Raw genomic sequence first — 22,781 nt, forward strand, 5'->3', positions numbered from 1 at the left:
GGGTCGCGGCCGCGGAATGCGCGGAATGCATGGTGGCGCCGACCTTCTCGGCCTGTTCCGTCTCGGCTCGTTCCAACCCGCTGGGTGCGGTCACCGGGAGCGGCTCGGTCTTGGGTTCCACGATCGGGATCGGCGCGGTGGGCGGATCGAAGGGCACCGCTTCGTCGCCGTCGGGATCGGTGGCGACACCGGTGGCGGCCACCTTCCGTGCGGCCTGACCGGCCAGCGCGTCCGCCTGCTCGTTGAAGTAGTTGCCGACGTGCCCGCGCACCCAGCGGAACCGGACCGGGCCGGGCCGAGTGGCGATGGCGCGGTCGATCTGCTGGATCAGCTCGAGATTCTTGACCACCCCGCCGGTGGAGGTCTTCCAGCCATTGGTGCGCCAGCCATGGATCCACTCGGAGGCGCACTTGATGGCATAGAGCGAATCGCTCTCGATGAGCAGGGGTTCGGCGTCCGGATGGGCCCGGACGGCTTCGAGGAGGGCGCGTAGCTCCGCGATCTGATTGGTGCCCGAGGGCGCACCGCCGCTGGCCGCGCCGCCGGCATGATTGACCCAGGCCCAGCCGATCGCGCCGCCCGGGTTGCGCAGGCATGATCCGTCGGTGCTCACGATGATCATGCGGCCTACCCTACGCGATCCGGCCGACAAGATCGGTGCCGTGGAATTCCTCTATCTCCCTGCGCAATTGCGATTCGGTCCGGCGGACGGTGGCCTGCACCATCGCGGCCAGCATCTTCGAGAGCAACTTGCCGGTGAGCCCGCGCGGGGCCCAGTACTCGGTTTCCGAGGTCAGCACCGCGCGGCCGTACCCGAGGGGGTCGAAACGCAGGGTGATGACACAGAAGTTGGAGCATGCCGACGCCGGCTTCCCCTTCCGGCGTCGGCGGAGCGTGTATTCGATGACCGCGTTGCGGCGGTAGTCGGTGATCTCACACTCGATCGTGGGATGCCACAGGCCGACCCGGAGGGTCGCGGCGAAGACGGCTCCGGCACCGTGATCGGAATCCCCGATCGGTTCGAAGGCGACCACGCCGAAGGCCCAGTCCGGCACGAACTGATGGTTGTCCGTGTATGTGAACGCGACTTCCACCGGTGCGCCGACATCACTCGCGTACTTGAAATGGCCCATAGGCTGCTCCCTGTCCCACGGCTGCCTTAAAAGTACTACAGCAATCCTATTTATTGAGCGAACTCGTCCAATCGGTCCGCTATGTACTCGGCGATGGGCAGGGCGGAGGTGGCCGCCGGGGAGGGGGCATTGAGCACGTGAACCGAGCGCGGCGTGTGCTCGAGCAGGAAATCGTGGGCCAGCGCGCCGTCCCGCAGTACCGCCTGGGCGCGGATGCCCGCCTCCCGCGGCAACAGATCGGCGACGGTTAGCTCGGGGCAGTAGCGACGGCATTCGGCCAGGTAGCCGCGCTTGAACAGGGAGTTGCGCATTTCCCGCAGGCCGGTCCGGACATTGGCGGCGGCCACCCGGTGAAAACCGCGGTAGCCCAGGATCTCCCGGGCGTCGCGAATATTCACGCTGCCCTTGCGGTAGCCCTCGCGGGCCAGGCCCAGCACCGCATTGGGCCCGACGGTCAGCGCGCCATCGATGGTCGGGCTGAGATGGACGCCCAGGAACGGCAGTTCGGGATCGGGGATCGGATAGATCAGGGTGCTCACCAGATCGTTGCGCTCGGGCGGCAACTGGTAGTACTCGCCGCGGAAGGGCACGATGCGCAGATCGATGTCCAGGCCCGCCAGCCGGGCCATCCGGTCCGCCTGCAGGCCCGCGCACACCACCAGCCGCCGGGCCTGCCAGGTGCCGGCCGGACTGGAAACCGTTACCGCTGAATCGGTTTCGGCAATGGCGGTGACCTCCGCACCGAGCACGATCTCACCACCGGCCGTGCGCACCTCCTGCGCCAGGGCCCGGGTCACCCGGCCGTAGTCGATGATGCCGGTGCTCGCCACGAACAGCGCCCCGGCCCCGGTGATGCGCGGCTCCCGCCGCATCAGCTCGGCGGCGTCGAGCAACTCCACCTCGACGCCATTGGCGACGGACCGCTCGTAGAGCGCGAGCATCCGCGCGTGCTCGGCGGTATCGGTGGCCACCAGCAGTTTTCCGCACACCCGGAACGGAATGTCGTGCGCCGCGGCGAATTCCTTGGTGAGCTGCGCGCCGCGTACGCACAGCCGCGCCTTCAGGCTGCCGGGCTGGTAGTAGATGCCCGAGTGGATGACCCCGCTGTTGTGCCCGGTCTGGTGCAGGCCCAGTTGCCCGGCCTTCTCGAGCAGCAGCAGGCTCGCCCCCGGATGGCGTTCGAGCATGTGATGCGCGGTGGCCACCCCGACGATGCCGCCGCCGATCACGCAGTAGTCGTACACACCGGAAGTCTCACACAGCGACAGTGGCCGAGTCTTCCCCTGCCGTGCGGTCGTCCGTCTCGTGTACGTGCGTGTCGGTGGTGTCGTGCGCGGGAGTGCCGGTCGCGGCGGCCGGGACCGGATGGCGTGCGATCTGCAGGCCGTAGTTGCCGATCGCGGGGTCCGACAGGGTCAGCGTCACGTCGCCGCGGCTGTCCACATCGGTGCGCAGCCGGGTAGTGGCGCTCGGATCGCCGTTGATGCCCAGCTGGTGCCCCAGCGGCGTGTTCAGCAGGATATCGGCGAACGTGGCGAAGACATTGGTGTCGACGGTGAGCGTCGCCGTGTGCTGGGCCGCGGCCACCTGCGCGCCCACGTAGGCGGTGCCGAGCCGGAACTGACCGCCCAGCGGGCGGGGCGCCTCGGCCGCGGTGGCGGCGCCGGTGCCCGGCGTGCGGGCCGGAATCACCTGCACGAGCGTGGGTTCCGTGCCCCGGTTGGTGAAAAGTGAAGTCAGGGCGACCTTCTCGGCGATCGGCTCGGCGGACTGGATGCCCGGCTGATCGGCTCCGCGCGGGCCGAGCTCGACGAGCGCCGGATGGTTGCCCGGCGCGGCCGTGGCGAGTCTGCCCGGCTGCTGGGCCATTTCATTGGCGATGTACGAACCGGCGGCGACGGTCAGCCCGATGCTGGCCATGCTGGCGGTGACAATGGCGCTGTAGCGGAACACCTGGGCCGTACGCCGGGTCGACCGGGCGGCCTGTGTCGCGAGTTGATGCGACATGACTGGTGCGTTCCTTTCCCTCTCCCCTGGCCCCCTGCGCCCGTCCGTCCCCTGGTGTATGGACGGCGCGACGACCCGCACCATTGAAAGTCGTACGCGCGTCCAGGTTACGGTGGCGGCAGGTAACACACGCTCCCGGTGAGACCAGGATCACATCGGAGAAAGGTTGGACATCAACAGGTTTTCCCCGCCGAAAGACTGGGTAAAAACCTGGTAGCGGCGAGCGCCAACTCGACTGCCATCGAAGAGACCTCCGGCCAAAGGCGTCCGGTCGGCACCAGGCACGGCGCACCCAGGCTGGCGCTCGCTCGCTCCTCCTCGGGGAGCAGTGGTGATCTCGAGGGCCGCAGCCCTTGGAAACCCGTTCCGCCGAGAACGAAGCCCCGGTGGGAATTGGGGATTTCTGGTCGGAGGCCGGGATGGGCGGCGGGTCAGTCGAACTGACCCGCCGTTCGGCCGCTTCCGGGGGGACCGGCGAAAGCCTGTGCCAGGCCCAGCCATTCGCGGGCGTCGGCGCCCACCACGTCCAGGCCGAGATCGTCGAGATGCCGGCGCTGGGTGACCAGCTGGCAGAAGTCCAGGGCGGGACCGCTGATTCGCTGTGCGGCCTCGGCCGGGCCCCAGGTCCAGGCGCTGCCGTCGGGCGCGGTCAGTTCGATCCGGAACTCCTCGCCGGGCGCGGTCCTGCCATGCGTCAGGTAGGCGAAGTTGCGGGTCCGCACGCCGATGTGCGCGATATGCCGCAGGCGGGCCGTGGGTTCGCGGGTGACGCCGAGCGTGTCGGCCACGTCGTGCCCGTGCGCCCAGGTCTCCATCAGGCGGGCGGTGACCATGGAGGCCGGGCTCATGGGCGGCCCGAACCACGGCAGCTTGCTGCCCGCCGGAACCGTGCGCAGCGCCTCGACCAGGGCCGCGCGATCCTGCCGCCAGGTCACGAGCAGTTGCGGCGCAGGGGTTTTCGCGCCCTCCTCGGCGGCCTCGTCGACGAAGGTGAGGGCCTTGGGCAGGGCCGCCTGCACCAGTTTGTCGAACTCGACCGGGTCGGTCGCGGACACCGTGGCGACCTGATCGGTCCAGTTCAGGTGGGCGATCTGATGGGCGATGGTCCAGCCGGCGGCCGGGGTGTCGCGCTGCCAGCCGTCCGGATCCAGGTCCGCGATCAGCCGATCGAGATCGGCGCATTCGGCGGTGAAGTCGGCGAGCAATGCCTCGAGGTCGGCCACCGGGCCAGCATCGCAGCCTCGCCGGAAAAATGCAAGCATGCGTGCTTGATTTCTGGCGGCCCTCGTTCCTGCCGGAAAAAGTGCCGTTCACCAGCCGAAAAGGATCAGATGCACGGCCCCGACCACCAGGCCCAGCGCCGCGCCGTGCAGGTACAGCAGCCACGCGTCCTGCTCGACCGAGGCGTAGAACATCTCCATGAACTCACCGGGCGTGAGCTGCTGCAGCTTGCGGGCCGCGAACTCGTCGATCTTCTTGGCCTGGGCGGCCGCGAATTCCGGATCGTCGGCCAGGCTCGGGGCCAGGCCCACCGCCGCGGAGGTCGCGCCGACCGTCAGATTGTCGAACTGCCGCTTGCCGAAGACCGTCCGCACCACCGAGTGGGTGGGCCCGAGCTGGCGGTGGATCTCCTGCGAGATGAGCCGTTCCAGCAGCTGCCGGGTCTTGTCGCCGTTCGGGCCGTCGAGCAGTTCCCGGGCCAGGTTGGGCAGCGTCAGCACCTGGTAGGCCAGGATATTGGCGAGATCGGCCGCGGCCTCGGGCTGTCGCTTGGCCAGCAGCGCCTGCTTCCACAGGTACCGGTAGCGCGGCTGCGGGTCGCCCGGTTCGAACACCATCTTGATGGCGATGACATTGACGGCCACACCGATGGCCGCGGCCGCGGCCAGGATGATCAGCCACGGCGGAATCCAGCCCAGCACCGGAATGCTCTGGTGCACATGCATATACAGCGCCAGCAGCAGGCCGAAGGGCGCGCCCAGCAGGCCGATCCGCACCATGAACTTCAGTTCCGGCGCGGCGATGGTGGTGGTCAGGTCCTTGAGGATCTCCGGGTTGTCCCGCAGATACCGGATGACGAAGTCCTTGATGTCGATGAGCTGGTCGACATTGTCGCCGAGCTGTTCGAAGGCGCGCCGGGCCAGCGTCGGCAGTTCGCGTTCGATGCGCTGGTAGAGCACATTGCGCACCGACTTGGGTACCGCGCCCCACAGGTCCGGGTTCTCCTTGCTCATGATCTCGTCGACCATCTCCGGCACCTGTTTGCGGCCCACCTCGGCGATGTAGTCGGCAATGCCCTCGAGGTCGAGTTCGCGAATGAAGTCCTTGGGACTGCCGATTCGCATGATGGCCACGTCCACGCAGATGCTGGCCATCTTCTCGGCGCGCGCCGGGATGAAACCCTGGAAGCCGAGCCGCTTTCCGTCGCCGGAGAAGGTGGGCAGCACCTGCACGCGGCGCGGGAGGTAGGGGTAGAGGATCTCCAGGCCGGGCACCCGGAAGCCCTGGAAGTAGACCGGCCAGAACAACATCAGCACGCCGGTCCAGTTGGTGAGCCAGCCGGCGATGGCGCTGAAGATCGGGAAGCTGATCAGATCGACGACGAGTTTGGGCTGGCCGGTCAGCTGTTCCCAGTCGAGGAACAGACCCGAGGCCAGTGTCGTCATAGCAGCGTCCCCCTGTGGCCTAGCTGATGGTGAGAAAACGGACTACCAACACTCTCATCGGTCCGAGGCGCTGTCAAAAGGTCCTGGCCTGGCAGAACGCGTCGTGTCGCGGGGGTGTTGGCAAGGTCATGCCGACGTAGTCTGCGGCGCGTCCCGGAAGTGGGAATACTGGTCAATTGACCAGTGGATACAGGCAGGAGATCAGCATGTCGCTCGACCGTCGTGGGTTTCTGACCGGTACGGCCGCCACGGCCGCCGGGGTCGCCGCGTTCGCGGCCACCGGTGCGCCCGCCCGCGCCGAGAATGCCCCGGCCACCGGCAAATTCCCGCTTCCGGACGCCGACCGCCTGCGCATTCTCGTCACCGGCGACGCGGGCACCGGTGCGCGGCCGCAGTGGCAGGTCGCCGACGCCATGCGGGAACTGCATGCGCGCGAGCCGTTCTCCTTCGCCCTCGGCCTCGGCGACAATGTCTACGAGCAGGGCCCGTGGTCCGACGACGACGCCCAGTTCGCCGCCAAGTTCGAGGATCCCAACCACGATCTCGACTTCCCCTGGCTCATGGTGCAGGGCAATCACGACAACTCCTCGATCCTGCCCGGCGACGGCGGCTGGCTGCTGCGCGGCGATCACGAGGTGGCCTATCACGCGCGCTCGGCCCGCTGGTTCATGCCGTCCCGCTATTACTCGGTGCGGATTCCGCAGGAGCAGCCGGTCGTCGAATTCTTCGTGCTGGACCTCAATCCCATCGCCGCCTACCTGCCGCCGCTCTTCCAGCCCTACTGGGCGGCCGACGGCCAGTTCATGACCGAGCAGGCCGCCTGGCTGGACCGGGCCATCGACGAGTCGCCGGCGAAGTGGAAGATCGCCTGCACCCACCACCCGTACCTCAACAACGGGCCGCACGGAAACGCCGGGGAATACGAGGGATTGAGCATCGAGCCGATCGACGGCCGCTATGTGAAGGACTTCTTCGAGGCGCACGTGCTGGGCCGGTGCCAGTTCCTGCTGTCGGGCCACGACCACTCGCTGCAGGTACTCGAACCCAATGCGGCAGCCAAGGGCACCCGGCAGATCATCTCCGGTGCGGCCGCGAAATCGGTGCACGGCGAACCGTCCCCGGGTGGCAAGCACACCGCCAACGGTGCGCTGTACGAGAACTACACCGACCTCGGCTTCATGGTCCTGGACCTGACCCCCACGTCCGCCGACCTGGGGGTCTACACGGTCGATCTCTCGAACGGCCGGTCCGCCAACGTCTTCCAGCGCCGGCTCGCGTAATCCGCGAACCGTGCCGGGTGCGTGAGCGGCCTAGGGCTTCAGGACGATCCGAATCGGGTTGCCTTCCTTGGATTCCAGGGAGTGCACGGCCTTGGCGGCATCGGCCAGCGGGACCACGGCACTCACGGAGCGGGAGAAGTCGACCCGGTGCAGCCCTTGCAGTTTCACCAGCTGGGTGACGTGCTCGGGCGTGGACCCGTAGTGCCCGCGCAACTGCTGCTGGAAGAAGCTGAAGGCGGTGCCGCCGGTGATGGTGATCGGCTTGTCGGTCAGGCCGACCAGCACCAGGCGGCCCTGCGGCGCCAGGCAGACCACCGCCTGCTCGCGCACCGGCGCCACGCCGGCGAAGTCGAAAGCGGCGTTCAGGCCGGTGCCGGTGGCCTCGAACACCTTGCGCCGCAGGTCCGGATCGGCCGGATCGAAGGCCAGGTCCGCGCCGAAGGACAGCGCCCGCTCCCGGGCGGCGGGCAGCGGATCCACCGCGATGATCGGCGCGGCGCCGACCAGGCGCAGCAGCTGCACCCCGTGCGCGCCCAGCCCGCCGACGCCCCAGACGCCCACGGCCTCACCGGGTTTCACCTCGGCGGTGGCGGTGATGGCCGCCCACGGCGTGGACACCGCGTCGGGAATGAAACAGGCCTGCTCGAACGGCAGGTCGTCCGGAATCGGCACCAGGGTGTCGACCCGCGCCAGGGTGTACTCGGCCCAGCCGCCGTCGTAGTCCACGCCGCGGGTGAAGGTGGCCCCGTTGCGAAGCTCCCCGGCCTGCAGCACTACGCGATCCCCCACCTTCGCGGTGGTCACTCCCGGCCCGAGCGTGTGCACGGTCCCGGCGACCTCATGCCCGAGCGTCACCGCATCGTCGCGCAGGAACAGCGGCGTCAGCGTGCCGTCGATGAGGTGCACGTCGGAGAGGCACACTCCCGCTGCCTCCACCTTGACCAGCACATGGTCCGGTCCCGGCTCCGGAATCGGCACCTCCTCGAGCTCCAGTCGGCGGTTCGGCCCCAGGTGTAGTCGTGCGGCCAGCATGGTCATCGATGGCTCCTCGCGGTATCCGATTCGGGCGGCCCCGCCCCGGCGCCATGGTAGGCCGCGTCCGCGCCGGCTCGGGCGGTTTGCCCGAACCACCGAGTCGGTGTGGTGCTCAGCGCACGCTGTCGGCGGGCAGGTGGGCGGTGAGGAATTCGGTGATGATGGCGGTGACGTCGGGGGCGCGTTCGAGCATGGGGACGTGGCCGCAGCCGTCGAGGTATTCGGCGCGGTCGGGGCGCAGTCGCGCATTGACCGTGCGCCCGGCCGCGGCGGAGAGAACTCGGTTCTGGTTGCCCCAGATGACGCAGATCGGTGGCACGCCGTCGCGATCGGGCCAATCGTCAAGTGTCGCAAAGGAAGACAGGTCGCGGACCAGATAGATCAGCGCCCGCGCCGGGAAACCGGACGACAGGGGCGCCACGTACGGGCATTCGCGGTAGGCGCGCCGGGTGGTGAACCAGGATCGGGCGGTGCGGCGGGCGACCCAGCGTGGGGTGTGCCAGCCGCTCAGCTTCCGGGCGGAGTCGTCCGGCAGCGCTCGGGCCAGGCGCGCCGCCTGCCGCCAATCACCGTGCATGGCAGTGGATTCGGTGAGCGGATTGATCGCCACCACCGCCCGGATCTGCTCGGGATGCCGCCGGGCCAGCGTCAGGGCGACGGCCGAACCGACGCAGTTGCCGACCAGTCCGACCTCGGTGAGCTCGTGGTGTTCGATGAACGCGCGGATCAGTTCGGTGTAGCGCTCGAGCGTGTACCCGTCGACGGGCCGGGAGGAAGCGCCGTAACCAGGCAGATCGACCGCGTAGACCCGGTATGCACGGGACAGCGCCGCGATCTGGGGCGTCCAGATGAGATGGGAGGACCCGGCGCTGTGCAGCATCACCACCGGCGGACCGGATTCCCCCTGCCGCACATACGCCATTCGGGTGCCGTCGAATGTGACGTCTTCCATGACACTCCAACACCTTCGTTGCCAGTGTTGGATTCATGGTCCCGCAAACCGGTTCAGTGCGAGCCGATTTCGGTGAGGCCGCGGTCGAGGAAGCGGATCATCCACTCGAAACTGTCCTCGGAGTCGTTGCTCCACTGGAAGCCGTCCGACGCCTGCAGGGTGGCGAAGCCGTGGAAGAGGCAGCGCAGCGTGCGCTGGGCGTGCACCATCTCCTGCTCGCCGACCCCGTAGCCGCGCAGCACCGCCGCCATGGATTCCAGCACCCGTGCACCCGACTGCAGCAGTGGATCATCCGGCCCGGTGAAGGCGGCGCCGACGGTCGCGGTGTACCGGCCCGGATGCTCGACCACGTAGTCGCGGAAGGCATTCGCGAAGGCGGCCAGGGCCGCACTGCCGGAGAGCCCGTGCATGGCGTCGCGGACCCGCTGGTCGACTTCGGCCATGGCGAGCGCGGCAATGCCGTGCTGCAGGTCGGCCAGGCTCTCGATGTGCTTGTACAGCGAGGGGGTTCGCACCCCGAGCCGCTGTGCGAGGGCCCCGAGCGCCAGATTGCCGAAACCGACCTCGTCGGCGAGGGCGGCCCCCGCGGCGACGACGTCGGTCCGGCTCAAGCCCACCCTAGGCATGATGTTCCTTCAGGAACGGCAGGATCAGCTCGGCCACCCGGTCGGCGGCCTCGAACTGCGGGTAGTGGCCGGTGCCCTCGACCAGGCCCAGGCTGCCCAGTCCGGCCGGCAGGGCGGCGACGATGCGCTGGCCTTCGGCCTCGGGGCTCGGGAAATCCGGGTCGGCGGTGCCCATGATGATGAGCGCGGGCTGGGTCACATTGGGCACCTGGGCTTCCGCGTCCGCGGGGGTCGACTGCCCGGTCTTCATGAATTCGGCGAACCGGCCCGGCTCGCGCAGCTTGGCCGCGACCTCGGCCAGGTACTCGTCGAGGTCGGCGGGCTTGGTCGGGATGGCCACCTTCAGGTACTTCAGCCACTGGCCGAGGCTCTTGAACATCATGGTGCCCATCAGCGGGAGCATGCCGCTGCGGTGGCGGGAGTTGGTGAAGAGCGCTGCGATGTCGGCCTTCTGGGTCAGCGTGAACGGGTTGATCTCCACAATGGCCCGCACCAGGTCCGGCCGCTGCGCCGCCGCGATGGTGGCCGACCCGCCCGAGAGCGAGTGGCCCACCACGATGGCCGGTCCGCCGCCCAGCTTCTCGATGACCGCCAGCAGATCATTGGCGACATCGGTGCGGCTGATGGCCTCCTTGCCGGTGACCGACGCCCAGCCCATGCTCGACTCGCCGTGGCCGCGCATATCGGTGTTGACGACCCGGTACCCGGCCGCCGCCAGCAGCGGCATCAGGTGCCGGTAGGCATTGCGATCGACCCCCATGCCGTGCGACAGCACGACCAGCGGGCCCTCACCCATCTCGTCGTAAGCGATCCGGCCACCGTCGATGTCCACGTACTGCGTCATGGTCTTTCACTCTCCAGGAGTAGCTAACTGCGATAGCCATAAAGCTAATCGCTTTAGCTGAAGCCGTCAACCCCCATCCGGAAAATCGGTCCGGCCGGCGTGGCGCACCGCGTTCTAGCGGTCGGCCGCGGTCCGCAGGTTGGCCAGCCAGGCCTCCAGTCCGGCGCCCAGGAACCGGGTCGAGGTCGGCACATCCGTCTCGACCTGGGCCCCGGTCCAGTTCTCCTCGGTACGCACCAGCACGCCGCCGTCGACCGGGGTGAAGGTCCAGACGTGAATGCCGCCGTCGATGCTCATCCCGTCGCCGACCGCCGGCCCGCTCCAGCGAATACACCCGCCGGCCTGCACCTGCTGGACCGTGGAGGTGATGGTCAGCGTGGTCGCGGGGGTGGTGGCGGTAGCGGGAGCCGGTGTGGTCCAACGGAATTGCGAGCCCGGCTGCAGCGGTCCCGCATCCAGGCGCCGCATGCTCGTCACGGGCTGCTGCCAGGACGGCCACCCCTCGACGTCGGTCTGCAGATTCCAGACGGTGTCCAGCGGCGCCTTGATCAGCGCCTCGGTCCGGTAGTGGATCGGCGCGGCGGTATCGATGCTCTGCCCCGCGCAGGTCAGCGGTGAGGTATCCGCATCCGGGAGTGGGCCCTGACCGATCCCCAGCGGTACTTCCTCATCTACGGCACCCCCGTCCCCGGCTACCACGCCCCGGCGGACACCACCGAGATCTCCGACGAGATCATGACCTTGCTGGTCGAAGCCTTCTCCGCACTGCCCCGAGCCGATTCGACGACACCGCTCGCCGCCGATCTCCCCCCGGCCGCCCGCCGCGCCCTGTCCTTCTGGACCCGCCTGCACGGCGTCCTCTCCCTCGAACTCGCCGGCCACTTCAACGGCATGGATTTCGACCCCGCCCACCTCTTCGCCGCCGAGCTCGACTCCCTGACAGCGCGCTGACCAGCACGTATCACGCAGTTCCCGATTCCGATCAGCGACTCGGGACGTCCGCGATGCCGGGGTCCTCGTGGGCGACGGCGTCGCATGGTTGTGGTGCTGGTGGATCGGTGGCGAATTCGTTCGAATGTCTGTGCACGGCTTCGGATTCCTGAATGTAGGGCCGGTACATCACGAACATGAACAGGGCGTTGACGAACGTCACTGCCACGACAACATAGAGAAGGGTGGCTTGCAGGCCGATGCGGTCGCCGAGGTAGCCGATGATCAGTGTGCTGATCGCCCAACCGGCTGATTCTGCAGCGATCATCAGTGAGAACGCTGCGCTGCAGAGTTCGGGCGCGGTGACGGCGATGAGGATCGGGCGGTTGCAGCCGGGAATGAAGCCCTGCGTGAGTCCAACGACTGTGAAGATGGCGCCGTAGATCCATAGCTCGTGCCAGGGAACCTGGGTCCCGAGTGCCGCGGCGGCGGCCCACAGCGCCACCGCGGACTGCCACAGCCCGAGTCGGCCGGTGCGAGGCAGTACCCGCTGGAAGTAGTCACCGAGAAACCCGCCCAGCACAGTGCCGAGCAGATACGACAACATCGAGAACGGCGCGATCAATGCGGCATCGGCATTGCTGAATCCGCGGGTGCTGACCAGGAACACGACGCCGAAACTCATGAAGGCCAGCTGGGTGTTGAACAGCCGTTGCACCAGGATCAGACGCAAGGTGCGGCCGGCCAGCAGTTGCCGTGCATGCGACAACCCCAGCCTTGTTTCCGGGATGGCCGGCCCGTCGGTTGCGCCGATACGGGGGTCTTCGAAGAAGCGCCACACCAGCAGCCCGGCTGCCACGGTGATGGCTCCGGCGGCGAAGAAGCCGTAGCGCCAGCCGTCGTCCACGCGCGAGAGTTGACCCAGCGCCGGCGCAACGAGTGCGCCGAGCACCGCGGCGCCTCCGTAGAGCAGTCCGGCGGCGCGCCCGCGGTGGCTGTCGCCGAACAGGTCGGCGAGCATGCCGTTCACCAGCGGCCCGCCGGCGGCGAAGCCGATGGCTGCGATGGTGTACAGCACCAGAAGCTGAGTGAAGTTCTGCGCCAGTCCGGCGGCGCAGGACCACAGACCCCATAGTCCGCAGGTTGTCACCAGGATGGTTTTGCGCCCGAATCGCTGGGCGACCAGGACCCAGACCGGCCCGAAGATCATCGTGACGATCTTGCTGATCGCCACCAGCACACCCAACGCCGACAGCGGCAGACCCAGTGCGGTTCTGATGGCCGGGAACAGGGTGGACACCACGGCGGCTTCGCTGTTGTCCATGCTGATCAGCCCGCTGAGCAGGGCCAGTTGCCGCCAGCGGCGCGGGGAGCCGGGCACGTCGAGGTCGGCGGATGCCGCCGAGGCGGGAGAAGAGGTCATGAGAGAGGCCGGCCAGATCGCATGGTCCAGCCCGTCGATGACTCCATGCAACGCTCCTCGGGTGTCCGTGTATTAGACTAGTGGCATACGAGAGTACTCAACAAATGGAATACTTGCTATAGGTGAGAGGGCTTGCTGATGAAGCTCGAGTTGCTGTTGCTCGGAGTGCTGGGCATGGTCCCGGCGACCGGCTACGACTTGAAGAAGTTCTTCGACACTCATGGGCGGTTCATGCGCTCCAATACCCAGATGAGTCAGGTGTATCGCGCGTTGTCCCGGCTCGCCGACGAGGGTTTGGTCACCTACGAGGTCCAGGAGCGGCCCGGACCGCAGGACGCGAAGACATATCATCTGACCGCCGAAGGAATGACGGTCTTTCTGGATTGGCTCACCGGTCCCTACAACCCGCCGACGAAGTTCACCGATCCGGAGTTCCTGGCCCGGATGAGCTTCTCGGGATTCATGACCAAGGAACAGCTACTACGGCTGGTCGAGACCGAACTTGCCGCGCGCCGTGACCAAGTGGCCCGCTTCCGCGATCGCGATCGAACCCTGCCGCAGGTATCGGAGTTCCCCTTCGACCGTGACCTGGGCATCGCCATGACAGAGCAGCTGCACAGGTGGGGAGCCGAGGACATCGATATCCACATCGCCCGCCTGGAGGCGTTCCGGGACGATCTGCGGGCGGGCCGGTTCCCGGCGGGCAGTTGAGCGATGTTCGGCGAGCCCGAGCCGGGCCGCGTCGATCGAGGTTCGGCGCTCGAGCACCCGCCGACCGCCGCCGTGTTGGCGACGGCGTTGTCGCGGGTGCTCGAGCGTGTCAGCGGCCGGATCCGTGACCGCAGCGATGCCTCACAGTGTCGCCAGCTCGTCGGCGAGGGTGTGCAGTACCGGAGCCGAGACCAGGGTTGTCGAGATCGCGGCCAGGTCGAGCAAGGCCAGTGGGCCCAGGAACTGCAGCATTTCGGTATTGGTGACGGCGGGCACATGGCGCCGCAGCACCTCGCACGCCGAGGGGTCGTCGAGCAACGCCTGCAGCGGGGTGTGCACCGACAGCCGGCTGGTCGGGAAGTCGGCCGCGTTCGGCAGCGGGGTCGCCGCCAGTTCGGCCTGGGCGCGTTGCTCGCCGGCCAGCAGGTGCTCCGCGCCGACCGGGCCGTCGGCGGGCAGGCCCAGCCGCGCGAACTGTGACGGCGGTGCGTCGGTGGCGCGCATCGCCTCCACGAGCAGGCCCGCCATCCGTGTCTCCACCTCGTCGTCGACGAGCGGGCGCTGCTGGTGGGGGTCGGTGGCCAGGTCGAACAGCAGGGTCCCGTGCGAGTAGGGATTGATCAATGCGCCCGCGTTGGTGCGCAGGGTGCGCAGGCCTTTGGTGAAGGTGAACGGCTCGGCCAGCTCTGCCTCGCGCAGCTCGTCGATGCCGAATCGGCCCTTCATGTGGGTGGGCATCAGCGTGTGCTCGTGCAGGGGCGTGTTGTCCGGCGCCGATGGCGCACGCATGTAGACGTAGCGGCCGTCGGTGACGTTCACGTGCCCGCCATGAATACCGAACAGAGCCGCGGTGCGCACAGGTGTGTCGGCGGCGGTGGGAAGTGGGGAGCCCTGCATGTCCGGTGGGATCGGCACACCGAAATAGTCCAGTAGCGTCGGCGCCAGATCGATGGTCTGAACCAGCGCGCGACGATGCTCGCCGCGCGCAGCAGTGCGGGGATCCCACACGAACAGCGGCAGGTGGACCAGCTCGTTGTACCAGGGCTGTACCGACTTGCCCCACCATCCCCGTTCTCCCAGCAGGAAGCCGTGATCGGTGTTGACGATCAGCAGGGTGTCGTCCCAGAGGTCCAGCTCGTCCATCATGTCCAGCACCCGCCCCAGGGAACGGTCGCACATGGACAACAGGGCGGCGTACTCGAAGCGCGCGTGCGCGACCTGCTCGTCGGTTTCGACGACACGCTTGTAGTCCGGCCAGTCGAAGTGCGGGCCCGAATACTCGTGCGGGTACAGGTCCTTGTAGCGCTGGTGGCTGAAGAACGGTTCATGCGGATCGAAGGTCTCGATCTGGACGAACCAGCGATCTGAGGCGGCATTGGTCTGGATGAACTCCAGTCCGGCATCGAAGGTCAGCGTCTGCGGATGGCGGTCCTCGGTGGCCATGTGCGCGCGGTTGACCCAGTCCTGGCGAAAGCCGCCGTATCGCATCTTCTTGAGGTTCTCCGGGATCTCCGGATCCTCGACCTGCCCCTTCCATGGATCGCCCTCCTGGCCTCGGAAGAACTCCCAGGTGCTGTAGCGGTTGTGGTAGGTGGCGCCGCCGTCCTCCCAGTAGTGGTAGTGATCGCTGGCCAGATGTGTGTGGACGCCGTTCTGCTTCAACAGTTCCGGCATCGAGTCGTCGAACGGCTCGAGCGGCCCCCAGCTCCGATGCAGGAAGTTGTAGCGACCGGTGTGGATTTCGCGTCGCGCCGGCATGCACGGCATCGAGCCGGCATAGGCGTTGTCGAAGGTCACGGCCCGTTGTGCCAGTCGCGTGAAGTTCGGGGCATGGGTCCAGTCGCAACCGTAGGGCGGCAGCATCCGGCGGTTGAGGCTGTCGAACATCACCATGATCGCCTTCACTGGCGCTCTCCTCTCCCGCACGCGAGGTGCGGAGCTGTGTGTCGTGGATGTTCCATCCAGAGTATTCCACTTGTGTCATAGTCGCCACTGTGGGTTGCCGATACCCCGGGGCATCAGCGCACTTTGATCGGCAGCACTGCGAATGCCCCTACCGCCCCGATCGCCGCGACGGTGGCATACAGCCCGGAGTAACCACCGAAGCTCACGACAGCTGCGGCGAGCGCGGGGGCGATCGCATTGGGCAGAGCGGAAGCGATGTTGAGAATGCCCAGGTCCTTGGCTGCGCCGGATTGCTGATCGGGCAGGACCTGGGTGGCCAGCGCCTGGTCCACCGAGATGAAGATGCCGAAGCCGATGGACAGTACGGCGGATGAGACCACGATTCCCGGGACCGTGGCGGTGAGGGCGGGTATCAGCGCCGCCGCGGCGACCACCAGGCCGCCGGCGAGGACGATGGGTTTGCGGCGGCCGATGCGGTCGGAGACCATCCCCGAGAGTGCGACGGCGAGAACGAATCCGGGTGCACACACCAGCGCGATCATGGGGGTGAGGTTCGTGGCCTGGTCACGGCTGAGTCCGATGTAGTCCTGCAACACGTACAGCTGGAACGTGTGGATCATGGCGTAGCCCCCGAACAGCAGGAACCGGCCCGTGAAGACCCAGTAGAAGTCGGGGTGGCGTGCCGGGCTGACCCACAGCCCCTTCGGTGATGGCCGGGTGGTGCTTGCGCCTTCCGGGGCGGCTCGGTTGTCGGTATCGGGATTGCGCAGGATGAATGCGATCGTGATCGCCAGCAGAAGTGTCGCCGCGACCCCGTAACCGAGCGGGATTCTGGTCGCGAACCTCGACCCGATCACCGGTACGAGCATGCCCCCGGTGATCGTTCCGAGGCCGAACAGGGAGGAGTAGCGGCCACGCCGGTCGACCGGAACGCGGTCGGGCTGGATCGCCGACAGCGGCCCGGCGAGGGTGTGGAACCCGATGTGCACCAGCACGGCCGAGGCGAGCAGCCATGGCACCGACTGTGACAAACCGGTCGCCACCAGGGCTGGAGCGCCTATGGCGGCGCCGATGAGCAGCCACGGCGTGCGCGCGCCGTAGCGGGTCCGGGTGTGGTCGGACATGATGCCGACCAGCGGCTGGACCGCGATGGACACGACGGCGACGACCGTGTGGACCATGGCGAGCGTTTCGAGCTTGTGTGCCGGATCCAGGGTCTGGATCTGCAGCGCCGAGAAATAGGCGGTGATACCGAGCGCGATTTGCGGCACCGCCGCGGTGAACGGCGCCCAGACGAAGAGCCTACGGAGCCGCGCGGACGAGGCCGGGACCGTGGCCGACGTCGCGTCGGCGTCGGGGTCGGTGGGTTGAGCGGGTGCCGGATGGTTCATTCGGTTCCTCGGGATCGGTGCGGGGATGCTGGGTCGATTGACGGACTATATGACTAGTGCCATAGTGAGAGAGTACTCAACTAGTGGAATGCCTGGCATTGGATTCGCCGAGGGTGAGCCGTATCCGCATCCGCTGGGATCTTGAAAACCCGTTCACTGCACCGAAACTCATCGAGGAGGCGACATGGCGCGACTCGCGCACGGATTTCTGTGGGGGGCTGCGACTTCTCCGCATCAGACCGAGGGCAACAACCTCAACAGTGACTGGTGGCTACTGGAGAACGGCGTGGGGTCGTTCCTGCCCGAACGAACCGGAGACGCGGTGGACAGCTATCACCGCTACCGCGAGGACATGACGTTGCTCGCCGACGCCGGGCTCAATGCCTATCGGTTCGGCGTCGAGTGGGCACGCATCGAGCCGGAGCCGGGAAAATTCTCGCGCGCGGAGCTCGATCACTATCGGCGCATGATCGATACCGCGATCGAACTGGGTCTCACCCCGGTGGTCACCCTGCACCACTTCACCAATCCGCGGTGGTTCGCCGAGGCGGGCGGCTGGGTCGGTCCCGACGCGGTGGATCGATTCGCCGACTACGTCACTGCCGTGTCGCCCCTGCTCACCGACGTCGAGTGGGTATGCACCATCAACGAACCCAACATGGTCGCGGTAATGGCGGATGTTCGTCGCATCCTGACCGAGATGGACTCCGAGGTGCTGGCGCGACTCACCGCGGGCGAGCTGCCCGCCCCGAGCGAGGAAGTCGGCACCACCCTCATCGCTTCGCACCACGCCGCGCGGGAGATCCTGCGGGCCAACACCCGCGCCGCGGTCGGATGGTCCGTCGCCCAGCAAGCGTTCACCGCGGAACCCGGCTGTGAAGCACAACTGGCGGCGGCCAACCGGATATGGGAGGACATGTACCTTGCCGCGGCCATCGACGACGACTTCATCGGCACGCAGAACTACACCAGTCGCAGCGTCGGTCCCGACGGCCCGCGCCCGCACCCAAAGCACCCGGACGACACGCTCACCGGGTGGGCCTACCGCCCGGACGCGCTGGGGCTCGCGGTCCGGCACGCCTGGACCGTCACGGCGGGTACGCCGGTGCTGGTCACCGAGAACGGCATCGCCACCGCGGACGACGACCGCCGCATCGCCTTCACCGGCGAGGCGCTGAGCGGGCTACATGCCGCCATCGACGACGGCGTCGATGTGCGGGGCTATCTGCACTGGTCGGCGCTGGACAACTACGAATGGGGCCGATGGGACCCGACATTCGGGCTGATCGCCGTCGACCGCGACACCTTCGCCCGAACCCCCAAACCCAGCTTGGCCTGGCTCGGCGACCTGGCTCGAGCCAACCACCTGCCAGAAGCCTCGAAGTTGGGATCTCCGCATGGCCGGTGACGGCGGCCACGGCCAGTGCTGCGCTCCGGCCCGCACGCCCGAGCCGCGCAGGCGGGCCGTCGTGGCGGCCCCTGCGGCAGATCCGGTCCATCGCGAACCCGACCGGCTGTCACTGAGCCGTCAGATGATCGCCCTGCCCGGCGGCGTGTTCCGGATGGGCACCGACGATCGTCTGGGCTATCGCAGTGACGGTGAGGGACCCGTGCGCGAGGTGCGTCTGGCTCCCTTTCTGATCGACGCCTGCGCGGTGTCGAATGCGCGCTTCGCCGAGTTCGTCGCGGCGACCGGGTATCGGACCGAGGCCGAGGAGATCGGCTGGTCGTATGTGTTCTCCGGCTTTCTCCCGGCCGCGTTGCGTCGCGGCGCGCAGCGGCCGGAGCGGACGCCCTGGTGGTGTGGCGTCGACGGTGCGAGTTGGGATCACCCCGAAGGTCCGGGCAGTGACCTGCAGGGCCGCGATCAGCATCCGGTGGTCCACATCTCCTGGAACGATGCCCACGCCTTCTGCCGATGGTCGGGGACCCGGCTGCCCACCGAGGCCGAATGGGAATACGCCGCGCGCGGCGGGCTGCAGCAGGCCCGCTACCCCTGGGGCGACGACCTCGACCCCGACGGTGAATACCGGTGCAACATCTGGCGCGGCAGCTTTCCCGCCCGCAATACTGCCGCAGACGGCTACCGCGGCACAGCACCGGTGAACGCGTTCGCTCCCAACGGATTCGGTCTCTACAACACGTGCGGCAACGTGTGGGAATGGTGCGCCGACTGGTGGAGCACCGACCACGGCAGCGGCTCTCTGGTCGACCCGACCGGACCGATCACGGGCGACGCCAAGGTGATTCGCGGCGGCTCCCACATGTGTCACGACTCCTACTGCTTCCGGTATCGGGTGGCTGCCCGATCGGCCAACACCCCCGACAGTTCCGCAGGGCATACCGGATTCCGCTGTGCCCGTTCGCTACCGGCGCCCGAGACCTCCATGACCCCTCGCAGTGGAAAGACCTCATGAAGATCATCTACGTCGACGTCGACACCCTCCGCCCCGACCACACCGGCCCCTACGGCTACCGCCGTGACATCACACCGAACCTCGACGCCATGGCCGCGGACTCGGTGCGCTTCGACCGCTACTACTGCTCCGATTCCCCATGCCTGCCCTCGCGGACGGCGTTGACCAGCGGGCAGTTCGGCATCACCACCGGAGTCATCGGCCACGCCGGCAGCGGTGCGCAGTACCGGATGGACACCGGCCACGGACCGCAGATGGGACGGCCGCTGCTGGGCCAGTACCTGTCGCTCTGCGGGTACTACACCGCGGCGATCTCCAGCTTCGCCGAACGCCACCGCGCGCACTTCTTCCTGGCCAACTTCCGCGAATCCCAGCGCGCCACCTCGGGTTTCGGTGACGAGCCCGCCGACGACGTCACCGACGCGGCCATCGATTGGATCACCAAGCACCGCGACGAACCCAACTGGTACCTGCACCTGACCTACTGGGACCCGCACACCGATTACACGCAGGACCCGGAGTGGAACGAACGCGCCGCGGCGACCGGCCCCGCACCGGAGTGGCCCGACCAGGCCGCGATCGACGAACACCAGGACATCTATGGCCCCCGCACCGCCCGTGACCTGCACTACGCGTGGGTACCGCGCAACACTCCGGTACCGCACAACATGCCCGATCGCATCGCCGACCGCGCCGACTTCGAACACCTGATCAACGGCTACGACGGCGGAATCATGTTCTGGGACAGCCAGTTCGGCCGCCTCCGCGCCGCCATCGCCGAACTCGGCCTGACCGAGGACATCGCCCTGATCGTCAGCGCCGACCACGGTGAATCCTTCGGTGAGCAAGGTTCCTATGCCGAACACGGACTCGCCAACGAAGCCGTGCACCGGCTGCCGATGATCATCTACTGGCCGGGCGTGACCGACCGTGCCGACCGCCGCAGCAGCGATGCGTTGCTCTACAACATCGACTACGCGCCCACCCTGTGCGAACTGCTGGGACTGCCGATCCCGGACAAGTGGCAGGGCCGCTCCTTCGCCGCGGCGGTGCGCGGTGAATCGATGGAATCCCGTGACTATCTGGTCTGGGGCCATGGTGCGCATACCTACCAGCGAGCGGTACGGACTCGAGACCACCTCTACATCCGTACCTATCACCCAGGATGCTTCAAAGCCGAATGGGAATCGCTGTTCGACGTCACCGCCGACCCGCACCTGACCGTCAACCTGATCACCGACGAACCGCAGCTCGCCGAATCGATGCGGTCGAAACTGCAGCAGTGGTGGGACTTCTATGCCGGCACCCCCGGCGCCCTCCCCGATCCGATGCAGACGAGCCTGCAGAACGGCCCGACTCTGTACAACGACCCTGGCGATTACATCCAGCACCTGCGCGACACCGGCCGCGACGACCAAGCCGACGATCTGCACGAAAGGCTGCACCCGAGCAATGGCGCAATCGGCGCCTCCTGGACCGCGGAGGGTCCGCTGATGCCTCCCGAACAAAGGGAAATTCTGAAAGCGTACGCCGCCCGAAATAACTCATGATGCTGTGAAATGCATTCGAGGCAAATGCCTCCACTGAAAGTGGAGGTGGAAACTTCATAATCGGAGATATGACCGGAATTTTCGTTCATTGGTGATATCTCCCGCTTCTGGAAGCGTTCTGACCTGGTCGGATCGTTCTCTTGGTGGAACGCCGCATGCCCTTCGGTATGCGGCTGCTTCCATTTCTCCAACGCCTTGGAATGGGCGCTTGAAATAGCTTCTGAAATTTCTGAGAATTGCCTGAATAAACCACGGGTGTGACGTAGCCTACTTTCTAGCGCGCGCTGATCATGGATCAGCTGTCCATGATCACATTCATGCCCGCATTTGTGTCCGCGCCCCTGCTCGTGGCCAGATGCCGACATTTCTCAGAGAGCAATGAAATACATGACACCTCGACAAGGACTGTGCGTAACCGCGCTGGTCGCAACCATGTCTGTCGCCGCGGTGGCGACCGCCGCCGCCGAGCCGATGTCCCCCCTCCCCGCTGGGGCGCCCGAGAGCACGGAAACGATCGCCACGGCGCTGCACTATCACGCTGACCTGGATGCCAATGCGGTGGTGGCGTCGGTCGCGACCGGCGGATTCACCGTCGACCAGAACACCGGCCAGGCCATCCTTCGCGATGCGGCCGGGACGGCTCGGGACTCGGTGCCACTGAGTTTCGTCATGGACGGGCAGCGATACCCCATCGACGCCGCGATCTCCGCGGACGGGCGGCAGCTTCGACTGACCCCGCAGCTGCCGGACGGGTGGGTGCCGCCCACGGTGCTGCAGCCGGTCGCCTCCCCGCTCGAGAACCAGCTCGCGATGAACGACGTACTCAACTCGGTGAGCTTCGGACTGTCGGCCGGCAGCCTGATCGGCACCGTCATCGGTGCGGTCGTCGGGGTCGGTGCCGGACTCGCGATCTCCGGCGCCTCGTGCGTGGTGTTGTCCATCGGATGCGTTCTGGCGGTCGTCCCCATCGTTACCATGCTCGGTGGCGCCGGGGGACTCGCCGGTCTGGTCCTCGGCGGTGCGCCGGGCCTGATCAACGGACTGTGGAACTACTACACGACGCTGCAGGCCGCACCCGGCGCCAGTAAATACGCAGACCAGATTCCGGCGTTCCAGAAGCCCGCGCCCGCCGCGGAGGCCACCCGATGATCGTGCGACAACGAGCGTTCACCGCCGTGGCCGCGGGCGGCATCGCGATCGCCTGCGCCGCGGCCGCACCACAGGCGATTGCCGATATCGACGCCGCCGCGGCAGGGGAGACCGAGTTCCGGACCGAGGTCTCCCAGGGCTGGGCTGTCACGACCATCGACGCCGGCCGCTTCCAGGCCGACCAGGATGGCGCGGCGATCACCGTCCTCGACGCCGCCGGGCAACCGGCAGCCCGGATCCCGCTCGCCTTCGCACTCGACAACCGCACATACGAGATACAGCCCCAGATATCGGCCGACGGCCGGACCCTGTCCCTGCTGCCCGATATCGCCGGTGCACAGCCGATCGCTTCGCCACTGGAGAACCAGCTCGCCCTGGACGACGGTCAGAGCAAACTCGGTCTCGCCATGGCGCTCGGGCCACTGGCCGGGGCGATCGGAGGCGCGGTCATCGGTGTCGTCGTAGCGCTGGTCTCCTGTGCCGTGTTGACCATCGGCTGCCTTCTCACCGGTTTGCCGATCATCGGCGTCTTCGCCGGCGCAGGCGGTCTGGCGGGAACGATCCTCGGCGGCGGCGCAGCAGCGGCCTACGCCGTATGGAATTACCTCGACACCCTGTCCAAGGCACCGGGCGACAGCCGGTACGCCAAGGACGGCGAAGGCACCAATGCCGCCGGTGTGCCCGACAGCCATCTGCGCATACCCAGACTGGCCACCGGGTCCGGCGGCGGCAGCAGCAGTGGGAGCGGGAAGAGGTGACCAG

General features: G+C 67.4%; 21 protein-coding genes and 1 pseudogene. 8 read left to right on the forward strand and 14 right to left on the reverse strand.

Annotation, left to right across the window (positions count from 1 at the left end; translation table 11 throughout):
* Positions 1–192: 192 nt before the first annotated feature.
* The 6 genes and pseudogenes from ACWEQQ_RS36370 to ACWEQQ_RS36395 all read right to left on the reverse strand — a co-directional run.
* Positions 193–622: pseudogene (locus ACWEQQ_RS36370) on the reverse strand (ribonuclease H family protein); the annotation flags it as partial.
* 10 nt (positions 623–632) lie between these two features.
* The gene (locus tag ACWEQQ_RS36375; RefSeq protein WP_364609136.1) at positions 633–1,133 is read right to left on the reverse strand and encodes an SRPBCC family protein; all 501 of its coding nucleotides are present in this window, start codon (positions 1,131–1,133) and stop codon (positions 633–635) included.
* 50 nt (positions 1,134–1,183) lie between these two features.
* Entirely contained in the window at positions 1,184–2,377 is a 1,194-nt protein-coding gene (gene lhgO, locus ACWEQQ_RS36380; RefSeq protein WP_452351420.1) for an L-2-hydroxyglutarate oxidase, read from the reverse strand.
* Positions 2,378–2,387: 10 nt separating this feature from the next.
* Positions 2,388–3,140: a hypothetical protein gene (locus tag ACWEQQ_RS36385; protein ID WP_452351421.1), complete on the reverse strand. Its 753-nt coding sequence runs from the start codon at positions 3,138–3,140 to the stop codon at positions 2,388–2,390.
* Positions 3,141–3,571: 431 nt separating this feature from the next.
* Entirely contained in the window at positions 3,572–4,363 is a 792-nt protein-coding gene (locus tag ACWEQQ_RS36390) for a TIGR03084 family metal-binding protein (protein ID WP_452351422.1), read from the reverse strand.
* A gap of 87 nt (positions 4,364–4,450) precedes the next feature.
* Positions 4,451–5,806: a hypothetical protein gene (locus ACWEQQ_RS36395; protein ID WP_452339399.1), complete on the reverse strand. Its 1,356-nt coding sequence runs from the start codon at positions 5,804–5,806 to the stop codon at positions 4,451–4,453.
* A gap of 206 nt (positions 5,807–6,012) precedes the next feature.
* Here ACWEQQ_RS36395 and ACWEQQ_RS36400 point away from each other — a divergent pair, with 206 nt between their 5' ends.
* Entirely contained in the window at positions 6,013–7,086 is a 1,074-nt protein-coding gene (locus ACWEQQ_RS36400) for a metallophosphoesterase (protein WP_452351423.1), read from the forward strand.
* 30 nt (positions 7,087–7,116) lie between these two features.
* On the opposite strand, the gene ACWEQQ_RS36405 is transcribed toward ACWEQQ_RS36400, so the two are convergent.
* The 5 genes from ACWEQQ_RS36405 to ACWEQQ_RS36425 all read right to left on the reverse strand — a co-directional run bounded on the left by ACWEQQ_RS36405 (position 7,117) and on the right by ACWEQQ_RS36425 (position 11,242).
* Positions 7,117–8,124 (reverse strand): zinc-binding dehydrogenase, encoded by a 1,008-nt coding sequence (locus ACWEQQ_RS36405; protein WP_379384480.1) that lies wholly within the window; start codon positions 8,122–8,124, stop codon positions 7,117–7,119.
* A 109-nt stretch (positions 8,125–8,233) separates the two neighbouring features.
* On the reverse strand, positions 8,234–9,073 hold the full coding sequence (locus tag ACWEQQ_RS36410) for an alpha/beta fold hydrolase (protein ID WP_452351424.1): 840 nt from the start codon (positions 9,071–9,073) through the stop codon (positions 8,234–8,236).
* Positions 9,074–9,126: 53 nt separating this feature from the next.
* The gene (locus ACWEQQ_RS36415) at positions 9,127–9,699 is read right to left on the reverse strand and encodes a TetR/AcrR family transcriptional regulator (protein ID WP_452351425.1); all 573 of its coding nucleotides are present in this window, start codon (positions 9,697–9,699) and stop codon (positions 9,127–9,129) included.
* A complete protein-coding gene (locus ACWEQQ_RS36420) occupies positions 9,692–10,543 on the reverse strand; it encodes an alpha/beta fold hydrolase (protein WP_452351426.1) in 852 nt (283 codons plus the stop codon). The genes ACWEQQ_RS36415 and ACWEQQ_RS36420 overlap by 8 nt, the downstream gene beginning before the upstream one ends.
* A 114-nt stretch (positions 10,544–10,657) precedes the next feature.
* Positions 10,658–11,242, reverse strand: coding sequence for an SRPBCC family protein (locus tag ACWEQQ_RS36425; RefSeq protein ID WP_452351427.1), 585 nt, complete (start codon positions 11,240–11,242; stop codon positions 10,658–10,660).
* Here ACWEQQ_RS36425 and ACWEQQ_RS36430 point away from each other — a divergent pair.
* Positions 11,213–11,494 (forward strand): TetR-like C-terminal domain-containing protein, encoded by a 282-nt coding sequence (locus ACWEQQ_RS36430; RefSeq protein ID WP_452351483.1) that lies wholly within the window; start codon positions 11,213–11,215, stop codon positions 11,492–11,494. The genes ACWEQQ_RS36425 and ACWEQQ_RS36430 overlap by 30 nt on opposite strands.
* Positions 11,495–11,525: 31 nt before the next feature.
* Here the strand turns inward: ACWEQQ_RS36430 and ACWEQQ_RS36435 are convergent, their stop codons facing one another.
* Positions 11,526–12,947: an MFS transporter gene (locus tag ACWEQQ_RS36435; RefSeq protein WP_452351428.1), complete on the reverse strand. Its 1,422-nt coding sequence runs from the start codon at positions 12,945–12,947 to the stop codon at positions 11,526–11,528.
* Positions 12,948–13,034: 87 nt separating this feature from the next.
* Here ACWEQQ_RS36435 and ACWEQQ_RS36440 point away from each other — a divergent pair, with 87 nt between their 5' ends.
* Entirely contained in the window at positions 13,035–13,607 is a 573-nt protein-coding gene (locus ACWEQQ_RS36440) for a PadR family transcriptional regulator (protein WP_452351429.1), read from the forward strand.
* Positions 13,608–13,748: 141 nt separating this feature from the next.
* On the opposite strand, the gene ACWEQQ_RS36445 is transcribed toward ACWEQQ_RS36440, so the two are convergent.
* Together ACWEQQ_RS36445 and ACWEQQ_RS36450 are read right to left on the reverse strand one after the other, a co-directional pair.
* The gene (locus ACWEQQ_RS36445) at positions 13,749–15,512 is read right to left on the reverse strand and encodes a sulfatase (RefSeq protein ID WP_452351430.1); all 1,764 of its coding nucleotides are present in this window, start codon (positions 15,510–15,512) and stop codon (positions 13,749–13,751) included.
* Positions 15,513–15,625: 113 nt separating this feature from the next.
* Entirely contained in the window at positions 15,626–16,903 is a 1,278-nt protein-coding gene (locus ACWEQQ_RS36450; protein ID WP_452351431.1) for an MFS transporter, read from the reverse strand.
* A 184-nt stretch (positions 16,904–17,087) separates the two neighbouring features.
* Here ACWEQQ_RS36450 and ACWEQQ_RS36455 point away from each other — a divergent pair, with 184 nt between their 5' ends.
* From ACWEQQ_RS36455 to ACWEQQ_RS36475, 5 genes are all read left to right on the forward strand, one after another.
* The gene (locus ACWEQQ_RS36455; protein ID WP_452351432.1) at positions 17,088–18,311 is read left to right on the forward strand and encodes a glycoside hydrolase family 1 protein; all 1,224 of its coding nucleotides are present in this window, start codon (positions 17,088–17,090) and stop codon (positions 18,309–18,311) included.
* Positions 18,301–19,320, forward strand: a complete 1,020-nt coding sequence (locus ACWEQQ_RS36460; protein WP_452351433.1) for a formylglycine-generating enzyme family protein — start codon at positions 18,301–18,303, stop codon at positions 19,318–19,320. Before ACWEQQ_RS36455 ends, ACWEQQ_RS36460 begins: the two co-directional genes overlap by 11 nt.
* Positions 19,317–20,870 carry a sulfatase family protein gene (locus ACWEQQ_RS36465; RefSeq protein WP_452351434.1) on the forward strand — a complete coding sequence of 518 codons (1,554 nt, stop codon included), beginning with the start codon at positions 19,317–19,319 and terminating at the stop codon, positions 20,868–20,870. The genes ACWEQQ_RS36460 and ACWEQQ_RS36465 overlap by 4 nt, the downstream gene beginning before the upstream one ends.
* Before the next feature lie 387 nt (positions 20,871–21,257).
* On the forward strand, positions 21,258–22,019 hold the full coding sequence (locus tag ACWEQQ_RS36470; RefSeq protein WP_452351435.1) for a hypothetical protein: 762 nt from the start codon (positions 21,258–21,260) through the stop codon (positions 22,017–22,019).
* Positions 22,016–22,777, forward strand: a complete 762-nt coding sequence (locus ACWEQQ_RS36475) for a hypothetical protein (protein WP_452351436.1) — start codon at positions 22,016–22,018, stop codon at positions 22,775–22,777. The genes ACWEQQ_RS36470 and ACWEQQ_RS36475 overlap by 4 nt, the downstream gene beginning before the upstream one ends.
* Positions 22,778–22,781 lie beyond the last annotated feature (4 nt).

Source organism: Nocardia sp. NPDC004123 (assembly GCF_053603795.1).

Bases quoted from the DNA above. Each gene is read 5' to 3' on its own strand.
- ACWEQQ_RS36375 (WP_364609136.1), bottom strand. From the start codon at position 1,133: ATGGGCCATTTCAAGTACGCGAGTGATGTCGGCGCACCGGTGGAAGTC.
- ACWEQQ_RS36385 (WP_452351421.1), bottom strand. From the start codon at position 3,140: ATGTCGCATCAACTCGCGACACAGGCCGCCCGGTCGACCCGGCGTACG.
- ACWEQQ_RS36395 (WP_452339399.1), bottom strand. From the start codon at position 5,806: ATGACGACACTGGCCTCGGGTCTGTTCCTCGACTGGGAACAGCTGACC.
- ACWEQQ_RS36400 (WP_452351423.1), top strand. From the start codon at position 6,013: ATGTCGCTCGACCGTCGTGGGTTTCTGACCGGTACGGCCGCCACGGCC.
- ACWEQQ_RS36405 (WP_379384480.1), bottom strand. From the start codon at position 8,124: ATGACCATGCTGGCCGCACGACTACACCTGGGGCCGAACCGCCGACTG.
- ACWEQQ_RS36410 (WP_452351424.1), bottom strand. From the start codon at position 9,073: ATGGAAGACGTCACATTCGACGGCACCCGAATGGCGTATGTGCGGCAG.
- ACWEQQ_RS36415 (WP_452351425.1), bottom strand. From the start codon at position 9,699: ATGCCTAGGGTGGGCTTGAGCCGGACCGACGTCGTCGCCGCGGGGGCC.
- ACWEQQ_RS36420 (WP_452351426.1), bottom strand. From the start codon at position 10,543: ATGACGCAGTACGTGGACATCGACGGTGGCCGGATCGCTTACGACGAG.
- ACWEQQ_RS36440 (WP_452351429.1), top strand. From the start codon at position 13,035: ATGAAGCTCGAGTTGCTGTTGCTCGGAGTGCTGGGCATGGTCCCGGCG.
- ACWEQQ_RS36450 (WP_452351431.1), bottom strand. From the start codon at position 16,903: ATGAACCATCCGGCACCCGCTCAACCCACCGACCCCGACGCCGACGCG.
- ACWEQQ_RS36455 (WP_452351432.1), top strand. From the start codon at position 17,088: ATGGCGCGACTCGCGCACGGATTTCTGTGGGGGGCTGCGACTTCTCCG.
- ACWEQQ_RS36460 (WP_452351433.1), top strand. From the start codon at position 18,301: ATGGCCGGTGACGGCGGCCACGGCCAGTGCTGCGCTCCGGCCCGCACG.
- ACWEQQ_RS36465 (WP_452351434.1), top strand. From the start codon at position 19,317: ATGAAGATCATCTACGTCGACGTCGACACCCTCCGCCCCGACCACACC.
- ACWEQQ_RS36470 (WP_452351435.1), top strand. From the start codon at position 21,258: ATGACACCTCGACAAGGACTGTGCGTAACCGCGCTGGTCGCAACCATG.
- ACWEQQ_RS36475 (WP_452351436.1), top strand. From the start codon at position 22,016: ATGATCGTGCGACAACGAGCGTTCACCGCCGTGGCCGCGGGCGGCATC.